Annotated in this window: 17 protein-coding genes and 1 pseudogene; 3 read left to right on the top strand and 15 right to left on the bottom strand. The window is 38.7% G+C overall.

Translation table 11 applies throughout. The features are described from left to right. Position 1: 1 nt before the first annotated feature. The 6 genes from FNT16_RS12240 to FNT16_RS12215 all read right to left on the bottom strand — a co-directional run bounded on the left by FNT16_RS12240 (position 2) and on the right by FNT16_RS12215 (position 5,384). Positions 2-652 carry a riboflavin synthase gene (locus FNT16_RS12240; RefSeq protein WP_143871848.1) on the bottom strand — a complete coding sequence of 217 codons (651 nt, stop codon included), beginning with the start codon at positions 650-652 and terminating at the stop codon, positions 2-4. 3 nt (positions 653-655) lie between these two features. After that, positions 656-1,759, bottom strand: coding sequence for a bifunctional diaminohydroxyphosphoribosylaminopyrimidine deaminase/5-amino-6-(5-phosphoribosylamino)uracil reductase RibD (gene ribD / locus FNT16_RS12235; RefSeq protein ID WP_143871847.1), 1,104 nt, complete (start codon positions 1,757-1,759; stop codon positions 656-658). 42 nt (positions 1,760-1,801) lie between these two features. Then, entirely contained in the window at positions 1,802-2,263 is a 462-nt protein-coding gene (nrdR, locus tag FNT16_RS12230; RefSeq protein ID WP_143871846.1) for a transcriptional regulator NrdR, read from the bottom strand. Positions 2,264-2,340: 77 nt separating this feature from the next. Further along, positions 2,341-3,597, bottom strand: a complete 1,257-nt coding sequence (gene glyA, locus FNT16_RS12225; protein ID WP_143871845.1) for a serine hydroxymethyltransferase — start codon at positions 3,595-3,597, stop codon at positions 2,341-2,343. Positions 3,598-3,732: 135 nt separating this feature from the next. After that, the gene (locus tag FNT16_RS12220) at positions 3,733-4,590 is read right to left on the bottom strand and encodes a transglutaminase family protein (protein WP_143871844.1); all 858 of its coding nucleotides are present in this window, start codon (positions 4,588-4,590) and stop codon (positions 3,733-3,735) included. After that, on the bottom strand, positions 4,590-5,384 hold the full coding sequence (locus FNT16_RS12215; RefSeq protein WP_143871843.1) for a transglutaminase-like domain-containing protein: 795 nt from the start codon (positions 5,382-5,384) through the stop codon (positions 4,590-4,592). The genes FNT16_RS12220 and FNT16_RS12215 overlap by 1 nt, the downstream gene beginning before the upstream one ends. Positions 5,385-5,513: 129 nt before the next feature. On the opposite strand from FNT16_RS12215, the pseudogene FNT16_RS12210 reads away from it, so the two are divergent. Beyond that, a pseudogene (locus FNT16_RS12210) lies at positions 5,514-7,069 on the top strand (IS3 family transposase). A 471-nt stretch (positions 7,070-7,540) separates the two neighbouring features. Here the strand turns inward: FNT16_RS12210 and FNT16_RS12205 are convergent. Beyond that, positions 7,541-8,275, bottom strand: a complete 735-nt coding sequence (locus tag FNT16_RS12205) for an SDR family oxidoreductase (protein WP_143871842.1) — start codon at positions 8,273-8,275, stop codon at positions 7,541-7,543. A 116-nt stretch (positions 8,276-8,391) separates the two neighbouring features. On the opposite strand from FNT16_RS12205, the gene FNT16_RS12200 reads away from it, so the two are divergent. Both FNT16_RS12200 and FNT16_RS12195 read left to right on the top strand, forming a co-directional pair. Next, positions 8,392-9,009, top strand: a complete 618-nt coding sequence (locus FNT16_RS12200; RefSeq protein ID WP_342779131.1) for a TetR/AcrR family transcriptional regulator — start codon at positions 8,392-8,394, stop codon at positions 9,007-9,009. Positions 9,010-9,022: 13 nt separating this feature from the next. Further along, a complete protein-coding gene (locus FNT16_RS12195) occupies positions 9,023-10,201 on the top strand; it encodes a PQQ-dependent sugar dehydrogenase (protein WP_143871841.1) in 1,179 nt (392 codons plus the stop codon). On the opposite strand, the gene FNT16_RS12190 is transcribed toward FNT16_RS12195, so the two are convergent. The 8 genes from FNT16_RS12190 to FNT16_RS12155 form a co-directional block, all read right to left on the bottom strand. Further along, positions 10,198-10,626: a DUF4396 domain-containing protein gene (locus FNT16_RS12190; RefSeq protein WP_143871840.1), complete on the bottom strand. Its 429-nt coding sequence runs from the start codon at positions 10,624-10,626 to the stop codon at positions 10,198-10,200. The two genes, FNT16_RS12195 and FNT16_RS12190, sit on opposite strands and share 4 nt — an antisense overlap. Positions 10,627-10,713: 87 nt before the next feature. Next, complete coding sequence (locus tag FNT16_RS12185) at positions 10,714-11,253, bottom strand: AraC family transcriptional regulator (protein WP_221935026.1); 540 nt, start codon at positions 11,251-11,253, stop codon at positions 10,714-10,716. A 462-nt stretch (positions 11,254-11,715) separates the two neighbouring features. Then, positions 11,716-13,107, bottom strand: coding sequence for a hypothetical protein (locus tag FNT16_RS12180; protein ID WP_143871838.1), 1,392 nt, complete (start codon positions 13,105-13,107; stop codon positions 11,716-11,718). 61 nt (positions 13,108-13,168) lie between these two features. Beyond that, positions 13,169-13,720, bottom strand: a complete 552-nt coding sequence (locus tag FNT16_RS12175; RefSeq protein WP_143871837.1) for a hypothetical protein — start codon at positions 13,718-13,720, stop codon at positions 13,169-13,171. 41 nt (positions 13,721-13,761) lie between these two features. Further along, a complete protein-coding gene (locus tag FNT16_RS12170) occupies positions 13,762-15,699 on the bottom strand; it encodes an alpha/beta hydrolase family protein (RefSeq protein WP_143871836.1) in 1,938 nt (645 codons plus the stop codon). After that, on the bottom strand, positions 15,680-16,600 hold the full coding sequence (locus FNT16_RS12165) for an LpxL/LpxP family acyltransferase (RefSeq protein ID WP_143871835.1): 921 nt from the start codon (positions 16,598-16,600) through the stop codon (positions 15,680-15,682). Before FNT16_RS12165 ends, FNT16_RS12170 begins: the two co-directional genes overlap by 20 nt. An 82-nt stretch (positions 16,601-16,682) precedes the next feature. Further along, positions 16,683-16,898 (bottom strand): hypothetical protein, encoded by a 216-nt coding sequence (locus FNT16_RS12160; protein ID WP_143871834.1) that lies wholly within the window; start codon positions 16,896-16,898, stop codon positions 16,683-16,685. A 354-nt stretch (positions 16,899-17,252) separates the two neighbouring features. Continuing rightward, positions 17,253-17,513 (bottom strand): acyl carrier protein, encoded by a 261-nt coding sequence (locus tag FNT16_RS12155; RefSeq protein ID WP_143871833.1) that lies wholly within the window; start codon positions 17,511-17,513, stop codon positions 17,253-17,255.

Genomic DNA, 17,513 nt, shown 5'->3' with positions numbered 1-17,513 from the left:
CCTATTTAATCATGCCGCTATTTTTTAATAGCTCTAATGTAACACCGCCTTTAGGTGCGGTGTGGGCTTGCATTAATCGTTCTAAATAGCGAGCTATTACGTCAACTTCTAGATTAACCCGCGCACCGCTCTGCCAATCATGAATTGCTGTTTTTTCTGTTGTATGTGGAATAATGGTTAATCGAAACTGAGCTCCTTGCACTTCATTAACCGTTAAGCTAATGCCATCTACGGTAATCGATCCTTTTTCGGCAATATAATGCGCAAGAGAATCTGGTGCTTCTATCCAGTAATCGGTTGCATTTGCGTTTGCATAAACATTTACAACGTGTCCAACCCCATCAACATGACCACTGACGATATGGCCACCTAATCGCGTATTAGGCGTACAGGCTTTTTCTAAGTTTACATCACTGCCAACGTTTAACTGTGAAAGCTTAGTGCGTTTAATGGTCTCAGCAGAGACATCTGCACAAAATGCTTGTGGTTGTATTTGAGTGACCGTTAAACAAACACCGCTCACGGCAATGCTATCACCCAGTTTCACATCTGATAAATCTAGATCGGCTGTATCTATAACGATTTCAAAATCGCCGGATTTTGCATTTATTGTTTTAATCTTGCCAACACTTTCTATGATTCCGGTAAACATTTTTTATAACGCTCTTAGTATTAATTTTAAATCTTGTCCAACACGGGTATGCGATTCAAATTGCCAACGCACAGCTTGTTTTAATTCGGTTATATTGGGCATATCTAATAAACCGCGCGTATTCTCGCCCATAAATATAGGCGCCTGATAAATAATCAATTCATCCACTAAACCTGCTTGCATAAAAGCACCTGCTAGCGCAGCACCACCTTCAACCCAAACTTCATTGATTTCACGCTTTGCTAATTCAACTAAACACTCTTCTAAATCAATATGTTGGCCAGTCTGCGACAACTCAAGCATTTCCACATGCGGTGGCCAATCTCCGCTACGTTTTTTATTTGCAACTAAATAGACTGGCGAAGGGAGTGAAAATAATTTCAGTTCATTTGACAATCGTAATTGGTTATCGATAACAACACGAACAGGTTGTCTAACTTCACCTAGATACTCAAAGTTTAAGTCTGAAATTCTAACATTTAAACTGGGGTTATCGGCTAATACTGTACCTGCGCCAGAGATAATCGCACAGGAGCGCGCTCGGTAAGTTTGCACATCTCGCCTGGCATCTGCACTGGTGATCCATTGACTTTCACCACTTTGCATAGCCGTTCTTCCATCTAAACTCGCAGCAAGCTTTAAGCGCACATATGGTTTGCCTAGCTGCATACGTTTAATAAACCCAGGATTTAACTTTTCACATGCATCAGTCAGGCAATTTTCAACCACCTGAATGCCCGCTTGTCTTAATTTTTCGATTCCGCGGCCGCTGACTTTAGGATTCGGATCAACCATACCAACAACAACACGCGTAACACCGGCCGCTATTAGTGCATCTGCACAAGGGGAAGTACGTCCGGTATGACTACAAGGTTCGAGTGTGACATAAACACACGCCCCTTTCGCCAATTCACCGGCATCCACTAACGCATGACGCTCGGCATGCGGGCCACCGGCTTTTATATGAAATCCTTTACCAACGACTTTATCGTCATAAACAATAACACAACCCACTCTGGGATTTGGGCTGGTTGTATATAAACCTTGTTCAGCAAGACGAATGGCTTGTGCCATATATTGGTAATCCTGCTGTGTGCATACGCTCATTGTATTCTCTAACTCTAACATTAAGTGTTATTTCAGCTTAGCTCATTTGATTGATTTATCACCCAATCCGGCAATTGCTTCGCCAAATTCTCGAATATCTTGGAAAGAACGATAAACAGAAGCAAAACGCACGTATGCAACTTCATCAACCTCTTTAAGCTTTTCCATCAAAATATTGCCAAGCAATTTACTTTCAACCTCGCGCTCACCGGTTGCACGTAATTCAGATTGTAACTGGGTGATTAAAGTTTCGATTTGCTCAGTACTAACCGGTCGTTTTTCCAACGCACGCATTAATCCGGTCCTGAGTTTGCCTTCATTATAAGGTTCTCGTGTACCATCGTTCTTAATAATACGAGGCATCACAAGCTCTGCTGTCTCAAAAGTAGTAAATCGTTCGTGACATTCAAAACATTCACGACGCCGTCTAACCTGATGGCCTACGGCAACCAATCGACTGTCGATAACTTTAGTATCTTGTGCTGCACAAAACGGACAATGCATACAGAAGCAACCTTATAATGAAAGCAGGCCGCAAGAGCGGCCTGTTGGATTATTTGGACAATTACAAACGCTGAAATTTAAGCGTATACAGGTAATTTTTTACAAATGTCCTGAACTTTCTGTTTAACTGATGCGATAACAGAATCATCTTCTAAATTATCTAATACATCACAAATCCAGCCAGCCAATTCTTTAGCTTCACCTTCTTTAAAACCACGACGTGTGATTGAAGGTGTACCGATACGCAGACCTGAAGTTACAAATGGAGATCGAGGGTCATTGGGTACAGAATTTTTATTAACCGTAATATTTGCACGACCTAGAGCGGCATCTGCATCTTTACCGGTAATATCTTTGTCAATTAAATCAACCAAGAATAAGTGGTTTTCAGTACGTCCTGAAACCACTTTATAGCCACGTTCTTGTAAAACAGCGACCATTGCCTGAGCATTTTTAACAACTTGCTCTTGGTATGATTTAAATTCTGGTTGCATCGCTTCTTTAAATGCAACGGCTTTAGCGGCGATAACGTGGCATAAAGGACCACCCTGACCACCTGGGAATACAGCGCTGTTTAACTTTTTATATAAAGTTTCTTCGCCTTTAGCAGAAATAATCAAACCACCACGCGGGCCCGCTAAAGTTTTATGCGTTGTGGTTGTAACCACATCGGCAAATGGAACCGGAGAAGGATAAACACCTGCGGCAATCAAACCAGCAACGTGCGCCATATCAACTAATAAATAAGCGCCAACTTTATCCGCTATTTCACGGAAACGTGCCCAATCAACAACCAATGAATACGCCGAAAAACCACCAATAATCATTTTTGGTTTATGTTCTAAAGCTAATGCTTCAACTTGATCGTAGTCGATTTCGCCGGTTTCTTCATTCAAACCGTATTGAACCGCATTGTAGGTTTTACCAGAAAAGTTTACATGTGCACCGTGCGTCAAGTGACCACCGTGCGCTAAACTCATACCTAAAACCGTATCACCCGGTTGTAAAAGCGCCTGAAAAACCGCACCATTGGCTTGAGAGCCAGAATGAGGTTGAACGTTCGCATAATCACTACCAAACAACTCGTTTGCACGATCAATTGCTAATTGTTCGACAACATCGACATGCTCACAACCGCCATAATAGCGTTTGCCAGGGTAACCTTCAGCATATTTGTTGGTTAATTGAGAGCCTTGCGCTTCTAAAACGCGTGGGCTGGCATAGTTTTCAGAGGCGATCAATTCGATATGTTCTTCTTGCCGAACAGTCTCTTGTTGAATGGCTTGCCACAGATCGGGGTCAAAATCAGCAATGTTCATGTCACGAGTTAACATGGTTTCTCCTGTTAGAAAGCACAGTAAAGTTTTAAAGTCGCGTATTGTAGTATGAACTACGCTCGATGCCTACTGTTTGATCAGGCTTTTATTGCAAGCTGATGATGAAAATATCTCAATGAACCGTTTAAAAGGTTAACTTTCTATCAATTTAACCCAAACCCCAACATCCATCACCGAACTTTGATTTCCGGTATAACACCCCTGCACAGGCGGTACTGACTCTGGTAAACGCGCAACTGCAACCGCAATATGATCAGCCCCTACAATGCAGCCCACCGTAGGGTCAAAGCCTTTCCAACCCGCACCTGGCAAATAGACTTCAGCCCACGCATGAGTGGCCCCCGCCATATCAGCAAGTGCGGGTGCATACAAATAACCACTGACAAAACGACACGCCAAACCTAAAAATCGCGCAGCTTCAATAAATAATGCTGCAAAATCACGACAAGAGCCGGTTTTATGGGTGAGTGTAAAAGAAGGACTCTGCACACCGGCTTCTTCGCGAATTCGGTAAGTAAACTGATTATGAATACTTTCGGCCAAACGTTTTAATAAAGTATAAGTTTGTATTTTCTCATCTGCTTGCCATATACTGGCTAGCCACTGCTGGATAATATTTTTGTCTTCTGGTTGCGTGAGCCTCATATAAGGTTGCAATAAAACCTGATCCCCTTGGCGATATTTAAACGGGTAATAAACCGCATAATCAGCTACTAAAAAATCCAATGGTGACTCATTAAATTGCTGAATAATCACCTCACTCTCAACCGTTAACTTAGCTGTATTTTGCTTAAAAGACACTTCCGCAACCGAATTATTTTCTACATCTCTGTGCCACAACAAATTGTAATCCGGTGTTATATTTAGCGAAAATGATTCTATTCTCAACTCATGATCTTCCCTTGGTCTGAGCAGCATATAATGCAATCCAAGTTCAACGAATCCTGAATATTGGTAGTGCGTACTATGGGTAATTGAGTATCGTTTCATCAGCAATTGTTTCCCAATTGTTCAACAAAAACGTTTTGCGAAATCGGAAATATCGCGGGTCCGAATTGATTAAAAACTGCCACATCAGCGGCATCCCGGCCATAAGCGATAACCACATAACCAGGTTTTAAGGTTTGCTGAGTGGCATCAAATGTATACCAACGCCCATCAATATAAGCTTCAAACCACGCGTGAAAATCCATCGGTGATAAACCATGTAGATAGCCCACGACCATACGTGCGGGTATACATAAACTCCGGCAAAGGGCAATTCCCAGATGCGCAAAATCGCGACATACTCCCCAACGGCGCTGATAAACATCAGTTGCTGAAACTAAATAATCATTAATCTGTGTTTCATAACGTATATTGGTATTTATCCATTGAGAAATAGCGGCTACCTGATCATAGCCCAGTAAATATCCATCTGTAATTTCACAGGCAACGTTCACTAACACATCTGATTCGCAGTAACGACTCGGCAATAAATATGAAAGCACCGCATCAGGCAAAAATTGCACAGGAACAAAAGGTGCACCGGGCGCAATATCTATCACCTCAGGTGTTTTGACCTGCACCGAAGTATTAATCGAAAAAAGGCCAACCGGGGCAATCAGGCGCTGGCACAAATTACCGTAAATATCGGTAAACTCAACAATAGGCGTACTGGGCGTTAAAATGTACTTTTCAAGTTCAATCCATTGCTGCGCACCACTTCTGGGACGCAACATCAGCATAAAAGGGGTCGGAATATTAATATCAAAAGCGATTTGACAACCTGTTTTCAACCACATGTAACACCTCACAATAAAGGATTATGGGTAGCACATTCAATCTTACGCCCTTTAGATGAAAAAGATATGTCTAACTCCCCCTGTGTCAGGATAGATGTCGCCTCTAACTTTAATTAGAGGCAAATAAAAATGAGTTATAAATTTACTGAAGAATTTAAAATCCAAGCGGTCGAAAAAGCTTTGAATCGCCGAAGTGATGTTAATTTAAAAGATATCGCACTTGAGCTAAATGTTGGCTATTCAACATTGCAAAAATGGATTGTACTTGCTAAAAACCATCAACTGGAATTTACCGACAACGGCAATAAAATGAAAAAAGAAAAACGACCTCAAGATTGGAGCGCAGAAGCTCGATTAAACGCCATCATTGCCTGTGCATCATTAGACGATGAAGGTCTCAATCAATATTGCCGTGCCCAAGGGATATACCCACATCATATACAGCAGTGGAAACAAGATATAACCCAAAGAAACTAGCCAAGCACCACGAAAGCGTCTGCCACGCACACAAAGCAATTAAAAAACGAAATTAAACAACTGCAAAAAGAATTGAATCGTAAAGATAAAGCCTTAGCAGAAACAGCTGCATTATTAGTACTCAAAAAAAAAGTGGATGCCATTTGGGGTTCCAGCGAGGACGATTAACACCAATGGAAGAGCGCAGACAGTTAATCAAATGGGTTCAGGAGGCGCAATCTTCCGGAGCCAGTCAGGCCAAAGCCTGTCGTTTACTGGGGTTGAGTGAAAAAAGCATACAACGGTGGATAAAAAAGGAAAATATGCAAGATGGCCGGATAGAGGCAATTAAAACACCAGCTAATCGACTGACTGACATTGAATGCCAGAAAATAATACAGATAGCAAACAGTGATGAATATGCAGATTTATCCGCCAGTAAAATTGTGCCGAAACTGTTAGATAAAGGCATTTGGATTGCATCGGTGAGTTCATTTAACCGGGTCATGAAAAACCATAACCTACTGACGCACCGAGAAAAAAGCAAGCCAGCAAAAACAGTCGCTAAACCTCAGGCTTTAACAGCGACACAGGCAAATGAGATATACACTTGGGACATCACCTACTTACCGACCCAGGTGAAAGGACTGTTTTTATACTTGTACTTAGTGATGGATATTTATAGCCGAAAAATAGTGGGTTGGCAGATACATGAAACCGAGTTGAGCGAATTAGCAGCTGATTTAATGACGGATATTTGTCAAAGAGAACAAATTAAGCGTGACCAAGTCACATTGCATTCGGACAATGGCAGCCCGATGAAAGGAGCGACTATGCTGGCGACACTGCAAGAACTGGGGATTATGCCCTCGTTTAGCCGCCCGTCAGTGAGTAACGATAATCCTTATTCTGAGTCGTTGTTTAAGACATTGAAATATAGACCGGAATACCCAGAAAAAGCATTTGAAAGTATAACGACAGCTAGAGCGTGGGTGAGTGGATTTGTAAACTGGTACAACGATGAACATTTGCACAGTGGAATTAAGTTTGTCACACCCAATCAGCGCCACGCTGGATTGGATAAAGAGATACTGGCTCATCGCCATAAAATTAATACAGAAGCTAAGATGAAGCACCCGACTCGTTGGTCAGGCAAAACACGAGACTGGTCTGCCATCGAACAGGTACATTTAAACCCGACAAAAAATGAAGATGAGAAGGCAGCATAAAATTTAACTTTAGGCGACAACTATCTTGAAAAACACCGAACTTTAAGCTTCGAGCTATGAGCTATGAGCTATGAGCTATGAGCTATGAGCTTCGAGCTTCGAGCTTCGAGCTTCGAGCTTCGAGCTTCGAGCTTCGAGCTACAGGTAGGTCGGTGTTTACGCCGACAAATTCTGCAATTAACATTTGTCGCCCTAAAGGGACGACCCACATCTGAGCTTTGAGCTACGAGCTTTAGGTAGGTCGGTGTTTACGCCGACAAATTCTGCAATAAACATTTGTCGCCCTAAAGGGACGACTCACATCTGAGCTATGAGCTTCGAGCTTCAAGTTTCAAGTTTCAAGCTTTGAGCTTTGAGCTTTGAGCAATAAGCTATAAGCTATAAGCTACAGGTAGGTCGGTGTTTACGCCGACAAATTCTGCAATGAACATTTGTCGCCTAAAGGGACGACCCTCTTTCGATTTTCGCAGCTTATAACGCCAGTTCAGAAGTAATAATTGCATCAGAAAAGCCCTGATAGGCACTTTCAAATTGTTTAGCAACCGGGTCTGGAAATAAATGATAATCTCCATTTTTTAACGATTCGACTATCCCTTCCGCGACAACACTTGGCTCCGGCGCCCCTTCAAAACCAGCAGAATCCCCCATATCTGTGCCAATAGGCCCTGGGTGAACACTCAGTACGTCAACCCCTTTTGCTGCAAACTTTTGCTGCAAACCTTGTGTAATAGAATAGGCCGCAGATTTAGAAGCGCAATAAGTCGCAATGTCAGCAAACGTCTTAATTGAGGCAATTGAATTAAGTTGCACCAAAACACCTTTGTTCTGCGCCAATATTTCTTCATAGGCACTCGCAACACGCATCAGTCCAAACACATTCACATCAAATTGCTGCTGTAGTGACGCCTGCGCATTGTCATCCAAAGGTGAGCCCAACTGCATGATGCCAGCATTATTAACCAGAATATCTACGTCTTTCGTTTGTTCTGCTAGGGTTTTAATTGAATCCGCATCCGATACGTCCGCTTTAAGTGTCACCACTTTATCTTTAAATTGAGTGGCTAACTCTACGGTAGATTCAGGATCACGCACGGCCAAATAAACCTTTTTCGCTCCGTGTGCAATAAAAGATTCAACAATTGCTTTGCCAATTCCCCGGTTTGCGCCCGTCACTAATGCAACTTTGTTCTCAATAATATGACTCATAAAACTTCCTTATGGTTAACTGATGGATAATACTTTCTATTTTGTACCGATAGGTACACTTGACCAACTCTATACCGTTCGGTACAATATGTCAAAATAAATAAAGAGATAAAATTGTGGTAGGTAGAAAACGTACATTTAGCGAAGAGCAAGCATTAGAGGCTGCAATGGATGTGTTTTGGCGAAAAGGCTACACAGGCGCTTCTTTGTCTGAACTCACACAAAGCATGGGTATCAACAAACCCAGTATGTACGCTACTTTTGGTAACAAAGAAGCTCTGTTTGTTAAAGCGACCAGTTTGTATATCGAAAAAATAGCCAAGCCTCATACACAATGGCTATTTGAAGAAGGTACTAGATTGGAAAAACGTGTAAAAAATTACATGTTATCGATTGTTAAAAGCCAATGTGAATCAGACGATCCTAAGGGCTGCTACGTTATTTTATGCCAGTCTGAAATCGCCGGAGGCGATATGCCGCAAGCGCCTACTGAACTGCTTAACGAAGCCGGACAATATATTCAAAAGCTACTGACAGAACTCTTTCTAAACGATCCGCAAGCGATACGGTTGGGCCTCAATCATCAGGCAAGTAGTGCTGCCCTTAGCATAGCAACAACCTTGCGTGGTACAGCCTCAATGGCGCGTGCAAAAGTTACTTTTGCTGAATTACAAACGGTCATTGAACATTGTTTAAAAGGGATTGGAATAAACTCGGACGGAGACAAATTTTAACGCGGAGTTATGTATGTCAAACAAACATCGATATATCGCAAATTCAGTTTTTTTACCTGCGCTTACCTTGCTTGTCAGCTGTTTATTTTCCGTCAGTATTTTTCTAAAAAACGCCGATGCAGCACAATCTTTTAGCAGTCAAAAACATGATTTTTATCTGGATGAAATCGCCTCTGGCTTTGATACGCCTTGGGGTTTGGCGTTTATCACACCCAATAAACTGATATTGACAGAAAGAGACAGTGATATTTTTCTGTTAGACCTCAAAGCAAAAAATCAAAAGCAAATATCCGGACATCCCAAAATTGAAAGTTCCGGACAAGGTGGTTTACTGGATGTTGCCCTGCCCTCGGTTAAACCTGAAAATTATCAAGATAAAATTCGGCTCTATTTTACCTACAGCAAATCAACAGAAGCCGGGTTGGCAACCACATTAGCAAGCGCTGAGCTTGTTGGTCAGCACCTGATTAACTGGCAAGATATACTGGTTACGCAGTCAGCCAATGACAACACACGGCATTTCGGCAGTCGTATCACTTTTGACGGACAAGGACATTTATTTTTCAGCATAGGCGATCGAGCAGAGCGGGACAATGCACAAAATTTATCAAATCACGCGGGTGCGATTATACGCTTAACACTAGATGGCAAAACGCCCGCCGATAACCCCTTTGTCGATTCAAAAGAAGTATTGGCGGAAATATGGTCATACGGCCACAGAAACCCTCAAGGTCTGGTATTTGATAAAACCCACAAACGACTGTGGTCGATTGAACATGGGCCGCGTGGTGGTGATGAAATTAACCTCATCGAAAAAGGCAAAAATTACGGTTGGCCACTCGTTTCGCAAGGCAAAGAATACTGGGGACCGATTTCCGTTGGTGAAGAAAAAATGCCCGGTATGCAAGCAGCGAAAAAAGTGTATACACCCTCCATCGCGCCGGGTGGATTAACTTTATACCAAGGAAAAGCCTTCCCCAAATGGCAAGGCAGTTTATTTTCAGGTGCGATGAAATTAAAACATCTAAACCGTGTTGAGATTGATGAAAACGGTCATATCACAAGCGAAGAACGCTTGTTAGAATCACTTGAGCAAAGAATACGCGCCGTTATCACTGGTCCAGATGGTTACCTTTACTTTTCCAGTGACAACGGAAAAATTTATCGCCTGCGGCCCCAAAATACAGGTTAGTGACAACACTTACCGTGTCTTTCTAATCGCCAGTAATTGTATGGCCAAGGGGTTAAAAAGCCTGCAAGCAGCGCCAAAGGGATCACCCACCAGGTTAAGATTGCCCCGCCGGTTAACGCATAGTCGGTTAAATTCATCGCCGCTTCCATCGCCAGCATCGAAATAAAACTCATGCCAAAAGCGGTTTTAAGCGCCGCTTTCAACGTAAAATGTGCACGATACAAAATAATCGTTTCCAGCATAATGCTGGTGAGCAACCCGTTAAACATTGCGAATAACATCACACTTAAAGTTGAAAGGTTGTGCTCATTAAATTGAAAATAGGCAATTGTACCAAAATCACCAATCGCACAACCCAATAAACACCATTTAGTATTGTGTGCACTTTTAATCCAGTTTGTTTTGTTGTTCCAATTCATACCCATTAGAGACTCCATACTATTGACTGGCCAATAGTTTAAAACAGTTGCGCCCGATGCTCGTTACAGGGTTATTTGTTTTTGTTATAGAATTTACAGTTTATCTAAAGCATTTCTGAGTTTTTGATCTTTTACCGAGCGAAAATAACTTGGCGTTAACCCGGTCACTTTTTTAAATTGCCCGCTTAAATGCGCAACACTGCTATAGCCTAACAAAGATGCAATTTCCGCCAGCGATAACTCACCGTAGACCAGTAGTTCTTTTGTTTTTTCAACTCTAAGTTTTATAAAGTATTGCTCAATCGTGATGCCTTCTACTTCAGAAAACAAATTGCTTAGATATTTATATTCCCGCGCAACATGATGATTAATATGCTCAGACAAGCGCACATGGGTTTGCGCCTGCTCACCTTCTATGGTGCTTTTAAGATAGTCAATGCACGAATTTTTTACCGCATCAATTAACTTACTTTTTGAATTATTCAGCAGTGAAAAGCCCAGCGCTTCTAATCGCTGGCTTAATTGAGTATGAATAAGATCGGGTAGTTGCTCACCTAGATGGTTTGAAAAATCCACCACACCTAAACCAACAGTGACATAACTTAACTGCATCTCTTGCAGTATATTTTCCACCGCCAGAATGCACCGGTCACAAACCATGTTTTTAATATAAATTTTCACTAAGCTGTTCACATCCTAAAGCAAAACGGTATTTTCTATCATTAAAAAGCAAAAACCCAGCCGAAGCTGGGTTTTTAACGAACAAGTGTTCTGGAGGATGATGTCTTTTTCAGACTACATCATGCCGCCCATGTGATAGTTATCCATTTGTTTTTATTGAATTATTTGCATGGGAGTTTTTCATAACCCTCACTTTACCCCCTGGATTTTAATGAGCTATAAAAATACTTAATTTTTCAGTTCATTATAGTTTTTTAATCTAAATTGATTCCTTTATAAATGTGTTCTGTTTTCTTGAACCAAGAAAAATAAAAATAAGATTGAACAAATACACTTAGATTCGCTAACAGCAGGCTATAGTTAGCAGAAAAATAACGATCAACCATAACTCCTGCAACCAATAAAATAGATTTATTAGTTAATACAAAGCCATTGATATCCATCCACGTTAACTTTATCAATTTTAAGATCTTTAAAAGTTAAAGCAGAGTTAGAAAAAGCAACACGTTCCAGCTCATCAAATTTAATTTCATCTTTATGAATAGGGAAAATAAACTGATTTATATCAAAACCTTCACGACATGGAGTGTTTTTAACTTCTATGAGCTGTATCCCGTTAGCTTCTATAATAACATCTCCCCCCAACATTAAATCCCCTTCAAAATCCGCAGTAATTTTATTAATATTGGCTTCATTATTAATAAAATAAGCACCCGACATTTGAAAGAAATTCAGCGATTCAGCACTCAAAGATAAGCGGTAATATTCTGGGTTTTTAAAAGTATTTATAGCTGGAGAAAATTTCATATGTAACAAACCATTCTCATAAGCAACGTCTTCACTTATTTTATTAGCAAGTTCTGTATCATAGCTAACATACTTTTCAGGAATGTTTTTTAGTAATATACCAACCAATGGCACACCATTTTCCACTTGTACTTGCCAGTTTTCATTACTTCTTTCCCTTAATAATAAACCTGACAATAACCCCAGTCGATAAGATTCAAGGTTTGAAGTTAAGGTATAATCAAAAGCAATGATATTATCATTGATATTTTTAATTAATTGCTCCTCAGAAATGTTACAGCCGTATTCAGCCAAAGCAAGCATCACATAGCCGGCATATTCGGCAGTTCCTTCAATGTTGTCGAAAACGTTAGTAACAACAGCTTCTTCTGGGTGTTCCTGCAAGTAACGCCTGTACCAGTATTTGGCTTCTGATAAATCTGACTTATTGCTTAATGCTTCTTGTAAGGCATAAATTAACTTAGTGCGTAGATAACGAGGTTGCCAGTGTAATGGGTAGACATCACCACGTTCGTGAGAATCTATTAGCCAGTTTTCCTGAGCAAAGTAATGAAAAAGCTCATGAAAAAGTAAATGCACATCATGTTTCCAATATGTAGAACCATCGCTACGAAGATGATGACTAATTTCTAACGCATTTAGCCCTACTGTTTTCTTACCAAAGTAATAGCCAAAGTTATAAAGAAGAAACCATTGTGGATCTAAAAATTCAAGTTCAACATTGTTGACACTCTTATCAATTGCCTGCCAGTGAAAGGCATTTTTTATCCCTCTAGGTCGGTCAATAACCAATACTTCAGATTGCTTAAAATTTTGACTGGCACTTGCCCATACACGCTCAGGGCATTCTGTTAAAGGTGCATCTAAGGCCTGAATTAAAGGAGGGGTATCATAGTTACCAACATATTCTGCTTCAATTGTTTCTGAAGAGTCGCAAGCTGCCAGCATCACCAAACCATAAGTCATTCCAAATAATCGTTTAATATTATTAATATCCATATCTACATTATCTTTTTTAATATTATTCTTAATATAGCGACGGCTATATCTACTTCAGTACTTACAATTCAAAAGTAAAAGAAACGCCTACAAAAGCATTATCAGGCGTAAAATCTTTATTTACTGAAAAATATTTTCTCGCGTTTAATTCAATAACAAAACTTTTGGTCATATTAAAAGTTAACCTAAGCTCTGGGTATAGTAATAAATCAGTATCACCATAAACCCCATCTTTATTTTTATCATCTGCACAAAATTCACGCTTTTGAATATCCACTGTATTTTGATTACACTTTCCTTGAAAAGCTGCAATAGCACCACCACCTAAATAAAAATCATAATACTTATGATGATAAAGATTCCAGTTATAGCCTGCGCCTAAAGTAATAAAACCATTAAACTCAGTCTCAGTGTTTAAGCTATCTAAAACCCCAACTTCAAGATAACCAAGGTTTTTTCTATTAGGAAATTGGATACCCGCAACATAATGCCTTTGTTTACCTTCCAGCCCCTCCAATACAGACAAATAAATGGTTTTATCTTCTAAAATAACTTGAGCACTTGAGGTGACAGAAAAGAATAATAAGGTAAAAAAAGATACAAATTTATACATAAACGTCCTACTTATTTTCTGATATGAAATAAATAAACAACTTATTCATAAAACGGTTTTGCTAGTAGATAGTATTCGAAGCCCGCATCGCCCCCTCCCAAACATTGCCGTAAAAACACCTCAATATTACGGTAGCTTTCAAGTCGGTTATACCACTTACGAATATCATGAACATCTTTAATAACAATGAATTCAACATCGTTATTTGCTTGAACTAAATCATAAAAATCAACAGCAGTTTGAAAAGGGACTTTGCTATCATATTCAGACTGAACTAGCAAATAGTGGTTGTCCTGATAATTACTATATTTAATTGGTGAATACTCATCAAATTTACCCTGCCTGATATTATCAATACCGCCATAATAGCGAATAAAGAAATTAACCGGGTTATCCTGAAAAGTTAGCGCGGTTTGATATAAATCATAAATACCATTAATCGAGACAATACACTTATTTTGTTGGTATTTACTAGCTAATAACGCTAAATAACCACCATAACTGCCGCCCATAAGTCCAATAGCGCTTTTATCAACATTTTTAACATTAATTAACCATTGGCTTGCTGATTCAATATCATTCAACATCACTTCGATATTGTTATAGGCTTGTTGCTGGTATTGGTGCCCAAATCCTTTCGACCCTCGATAATTCAGCGATATCACATCATAGCCCCTGTTAGATAATAATATCGCTTCTCTGTCATAATCAGGGTAACTCCTTTCTTCAGGCCCGCCATGTAATAAGATCATAGCGGATTTCTTTTCTGAAAATTGGACTTGAGCCGGGTAATAATAGCCATATAAAGGTGTATTGCTTTCATTATGAATTTGAATAAACTGTGCGGGTTTGATAAAAGATTGATAATCAAAAAGTTGCCCTTTAGATAACATTGCGATGTTATTTCGCTCTAAATCAACTAAATAGTAACGCTCACCTAAATGAGATGAGTTTTCGAGTGTTAACCGATTAAAGTCTCGATCCATACTGATAATTTTTATTTTACCTTGAAGCTCATTGGTCAGTTTTTGAAAAGCACTATCGTTTTGTAAGTTAAAAGTTATTGAATTTTGTTCATGATATAAAGAAAAGTAGGGTATGCCATTGACAGGATTTACCACCACTTGAGCAACATCAGAATTACATTCTTCAATTGCATTACAAGTATAATGTTTATAAAGCTTATTTTTAGCTCGAATTAGCTGTAATTTATCTGATTCACAATTAGAGGTGTAATTAAGAAAGCCATCGCTATCAAGGCTTAATAACTTTATATTTGCATTAATATCACTACACTCAGATATCGTAATAAACCCACTGTTACTTTGCTTTTCAATAAAACGTTGATTATCTTTTTGCCGAATACGAGCAACAATCTTCTTATCTTTTACAATTAAATCAACAATATGTTTTTCATTTAAGTCAATTTTCTGAGGGGCACCTTCCGATAACTCCATTAGGTAATATTCGGGTAATTCGTTCAAAACATTTCTTTTCAATACTAAAGTAACGCTAGGCTGTAAAATAATACGGTGTATTCTTAAACTGCCAGAAAGATTTGATAATAATAGATTAGTATTTATTTTTTCTCTTTCATAGGTATCAATTAATGCTATTTTAGATTCTTTAACTTGTTGAGAATAAATAGGAAATAATATATATCGCGATTCATCTCCCCAATAAAAATTTTGATCGATAAAAGGAGTTTTTATAATGTTTGTATTGTCCGTAGATAAATCCTTAATCTTTAACTCTAAACGATCTTCTATTACCTCAACCCATGCTAACTTTGTACCATCAGGGCTTATTTTATAGCCTAACTTAGTATCAATATTGGCAAAAAGTTTCCTTAGAGGAATGAGCTCATAGCTATCAGGTGCATCAATCCGCTTAAAAATAGGAAAGCTTGTCGTTGAACAAGATAAGATAAAACTAGATAAAGTTAATACAATAATTAATCTAATATTTAATAACATCATTCACCTTTCTATCTTTTGATGCATAAAAAGTATCAGCAATTTCATCCCAATAATGAATTTGCTCAGGATAACTTCTCAGCCAGTCTTGCATATCGCTCGCTAGGCGCTGGGTTATATAATGTACTTTACCTGCCATCCCCTCATGTTGAAGTAATTCAACATCAATCGGCTCTTCGATTTTTAAGGTATGTTGATTTTTATCATCTTTATAATTCACAACGGGGACAACAACAGATTTTGTGATAACAGCTAATTCAGCAATACCACATTGAAAATGAGTATCCTTTCCCATAAAGTCGACAGTAACTCGCTTATTAACCCTCACTTCCATATCATTCATAAATATTGCTATATTATTCTTTCTTAGCTGATAAAAACATTTTTTAGCGATATCATCATCAAATCTAATAATATTTAATCTTTTACAGTAGCGTTTTAATTTTGCATACAATTTGTCTTCATTATCAGACTTACCTGATACTTTGATAATATTTAATTCCTTATTTAAGGTTGTTATTTCGGCGAGCCTTAGAAACCCTCTATAAAAATCTCCACTTTTAATCGAAACTAAAATTATAGGGCGTTTTTCAACTTCAGCAGTACGAACATATTCCTCATTAATAATTTTGACTTTGCTAATTTCTTTTGCAATATCATTTACTGATAAATTAGCTAAATAAGAATAGTTATAGTGAAATGTTACTGCACTTTTAATTCCCTTCTTATATATCAAGCACGCTTCTCTATTTTTTATATTCAAAGCAACAGCAATAAACTGAACTATAAGATGAGCAAATTTAGAGCGACGCTTTTTTTTCTTAGAGTATTGAATAGGAAGTAAAAAAATATAAGAAAATATTTTATTTATATAACACTTTAGTTTATTAATTATAGCTAACATCTTAATCCATCGAAGCCTAGTTCTTACTAATAAAAGTAGCGCTATCGAAAGCACTACTTTTAAAATTAAAATTTATTGTTGTCTAGCAACATGAGTCATTTTTATATGTAACAGCTCCGCCTGCATTGCCTGTATTAGGATCATAAGTTCCTCCTGCACAAATTCTTGAACTTCCACCGTAGCAAATGTCTATGTCCGAATTTGGATTTGGATTATCTGTTTCTACAGTCGTTTTTCCACCTTTTGCTAATGTTGGACCTAGCGCTTTTTTCTTAATATTTAAATTCAAATTTTGCATTTCTTTTTCCTTTTTATAATATTCCCATTTATCACGGGAGGGTTACATCAAGTACAACATGTACAAGAATTCGTTTACATCTAACACAAACAATGTGTCAAACCATATATCAGTTACTCTATTTCTCTCACTTAATAACCTTAGGTGGAACACAACCACAAACAGGTGTTATAGCTGGTTCGAAAGGTGCCGGAGTAGCAATAAGCCCTCTAAAGTTACCTTTGGCTAATGTTGGGCCTAGTGTTTTTTTCTAAATATTTAAATGTAAGTTTTCTATTTCTTTTTCCTTTTTATAATATTTCCCAAAATGACAGGGATTACATCAAGTACGAGATGTACATAAATTTATTCACATTAAGCAGGCACCACTTCTACGCCTTTGGCAGTGATCACGGAAAGTAAATCACCTAAGGTGCTTTTTAATGTCAGCTGGTCCAGCGTTTCTTCATCAAATTCAATATTGCAGGCATCTTCAATTTTATAAATCATGGTAAAAAAGCCGACTGAATCCAGGCCAAAATGTTCTAAATTGGTTGATTCGTCAATATGATCTAAAGCGCCTTTTTCCAGCTCAGAACTAAGGATATTTTTAAGTTCTATTACAGTAATTTTCAT

It is taken from the genome of Catenovulum sediminis (assembly GCF_007289895.1).
In the GTDB taxonomy this organism is placed as follows: Bacteria; Pseudomonadota; Gammaproteobacteria; order Enterobacterales; family Alteromonadaceae; genus Catenovulum; species Catenovulum sediminis.
This window is presented reverse-complemented; position numbering and strand designations above follow the sequence as displayed.

What these genes read in the sequence shown, in the direction of transcription:
- FNT16_RS12160 (WP_143871834.1), bottom strand. Translation starts at nt 16,898, where the DNA reads ATGCAAAATTTGAATTTAAATATTAAGAAAAAAGCGCTAGGTCCAACA.
- FNT16_RS12240 (WP_143871848.1), bottom strand. Translation starts at nt 652, where the DNA reads ATGTTTACCGGAATCATAGAAAGTGTTGGCAAGATTAAAACAATAAAT.
- FNT16_RS12220 (WP_143871844.1), bottom strand. Translation starts at nt 4,590, where the DNA reads ATGAAACGATACTCAATTACCCATAGTACGCACTACCAATATTCAGGA.
- ribD (WP_143871847.1), bottom strand. Translation starts at nt 1,759, where the DNA reads ATGAGCGTATGCACACAGCAGGATTACCAATATATGGCACAAGCCATT.
- FNT16_RS12195 (WP_143871841.1), top strand. Translation starts at nt 9,023, where the DNA reads ATGTCAAACAAACATCGATATATCGCAAATTCAGTTTTTTTACCTGCG.
- FNT16_RS12190 (WP_143871840.1), bottom strand. Translation starts at nt 10,626, where the DNA reads ATGGGTATGAATTGGAACAACAAAACAAACTGGATTAAAAGTGCACAC.
- glyA (WP_143871845.1), bottom strand. Translation starts at nt 3,597, where the DNA reads ATGTTAACTCGTGACATGAACATTGCTGATTTTGACCCCGATCTGTGG.
- FNT16_RS12155 (WP_143871833.1), bottom strand. Translation starts at nt 17,513, where the DNA reads ATGAAAATTACTGTAATAGAACTTAAAAATATCCTTAGTTCTGAGCTG.
- FNT16_RS12215 (WP_143871843.1), bottom strand. Translation starts at nt 5,384, where the DNA reads ATGTGGTTGAAAACAGGTTGTCAAATCGCTTTTGATATTAATATTCCG.
- FNT16_RS12170 (WP_143871836.1), bottom strand. Translation starts at nt 15,699, where the DNA reads ATGATGTTATTAAATATTAGATTAATTATTGTATTAACTTTATCTAGT.
- FNT16_RS12175 (WP_143871837.1), bottom strand. Translation starts at nt 13,720, where the DNA reads ATGTATAAATTTGTATCTTTTTTTACCTTATTATTCTTTTCTGTCACC.
- FNT16_RS12180 (WP_143871838.1), bottom strand. Translation starts at nt 13,107, where the DNA reads ATGGATATTAATAATATTAAACGATTATTTGGAATGACTTATGGTTTG.
- FNT16_RS12165 (WP_143871835.1), bottom strand. Translation starts at nt 16,600, where the DNA reads ATGTTAGCTATAATTAATAAACTAAAGTGTTATATAAATAAAATATTT.
- nrdR (WP_143871846.1), bottom strand. Translation starts at nt 2,263, where the DNA reads ATGCATTGTCCGTTTTGTGCAGCACAAGATACTAAAGTTATCGACAGT.
- FNT16_RS12205 (WP_143871842.1), bottom strand. Translation starts at nt 8,275, where the DNA reads ATGAGTCATATTATTGAGAACAAAGTTGCATTAGTGACGGGCGCAAAC.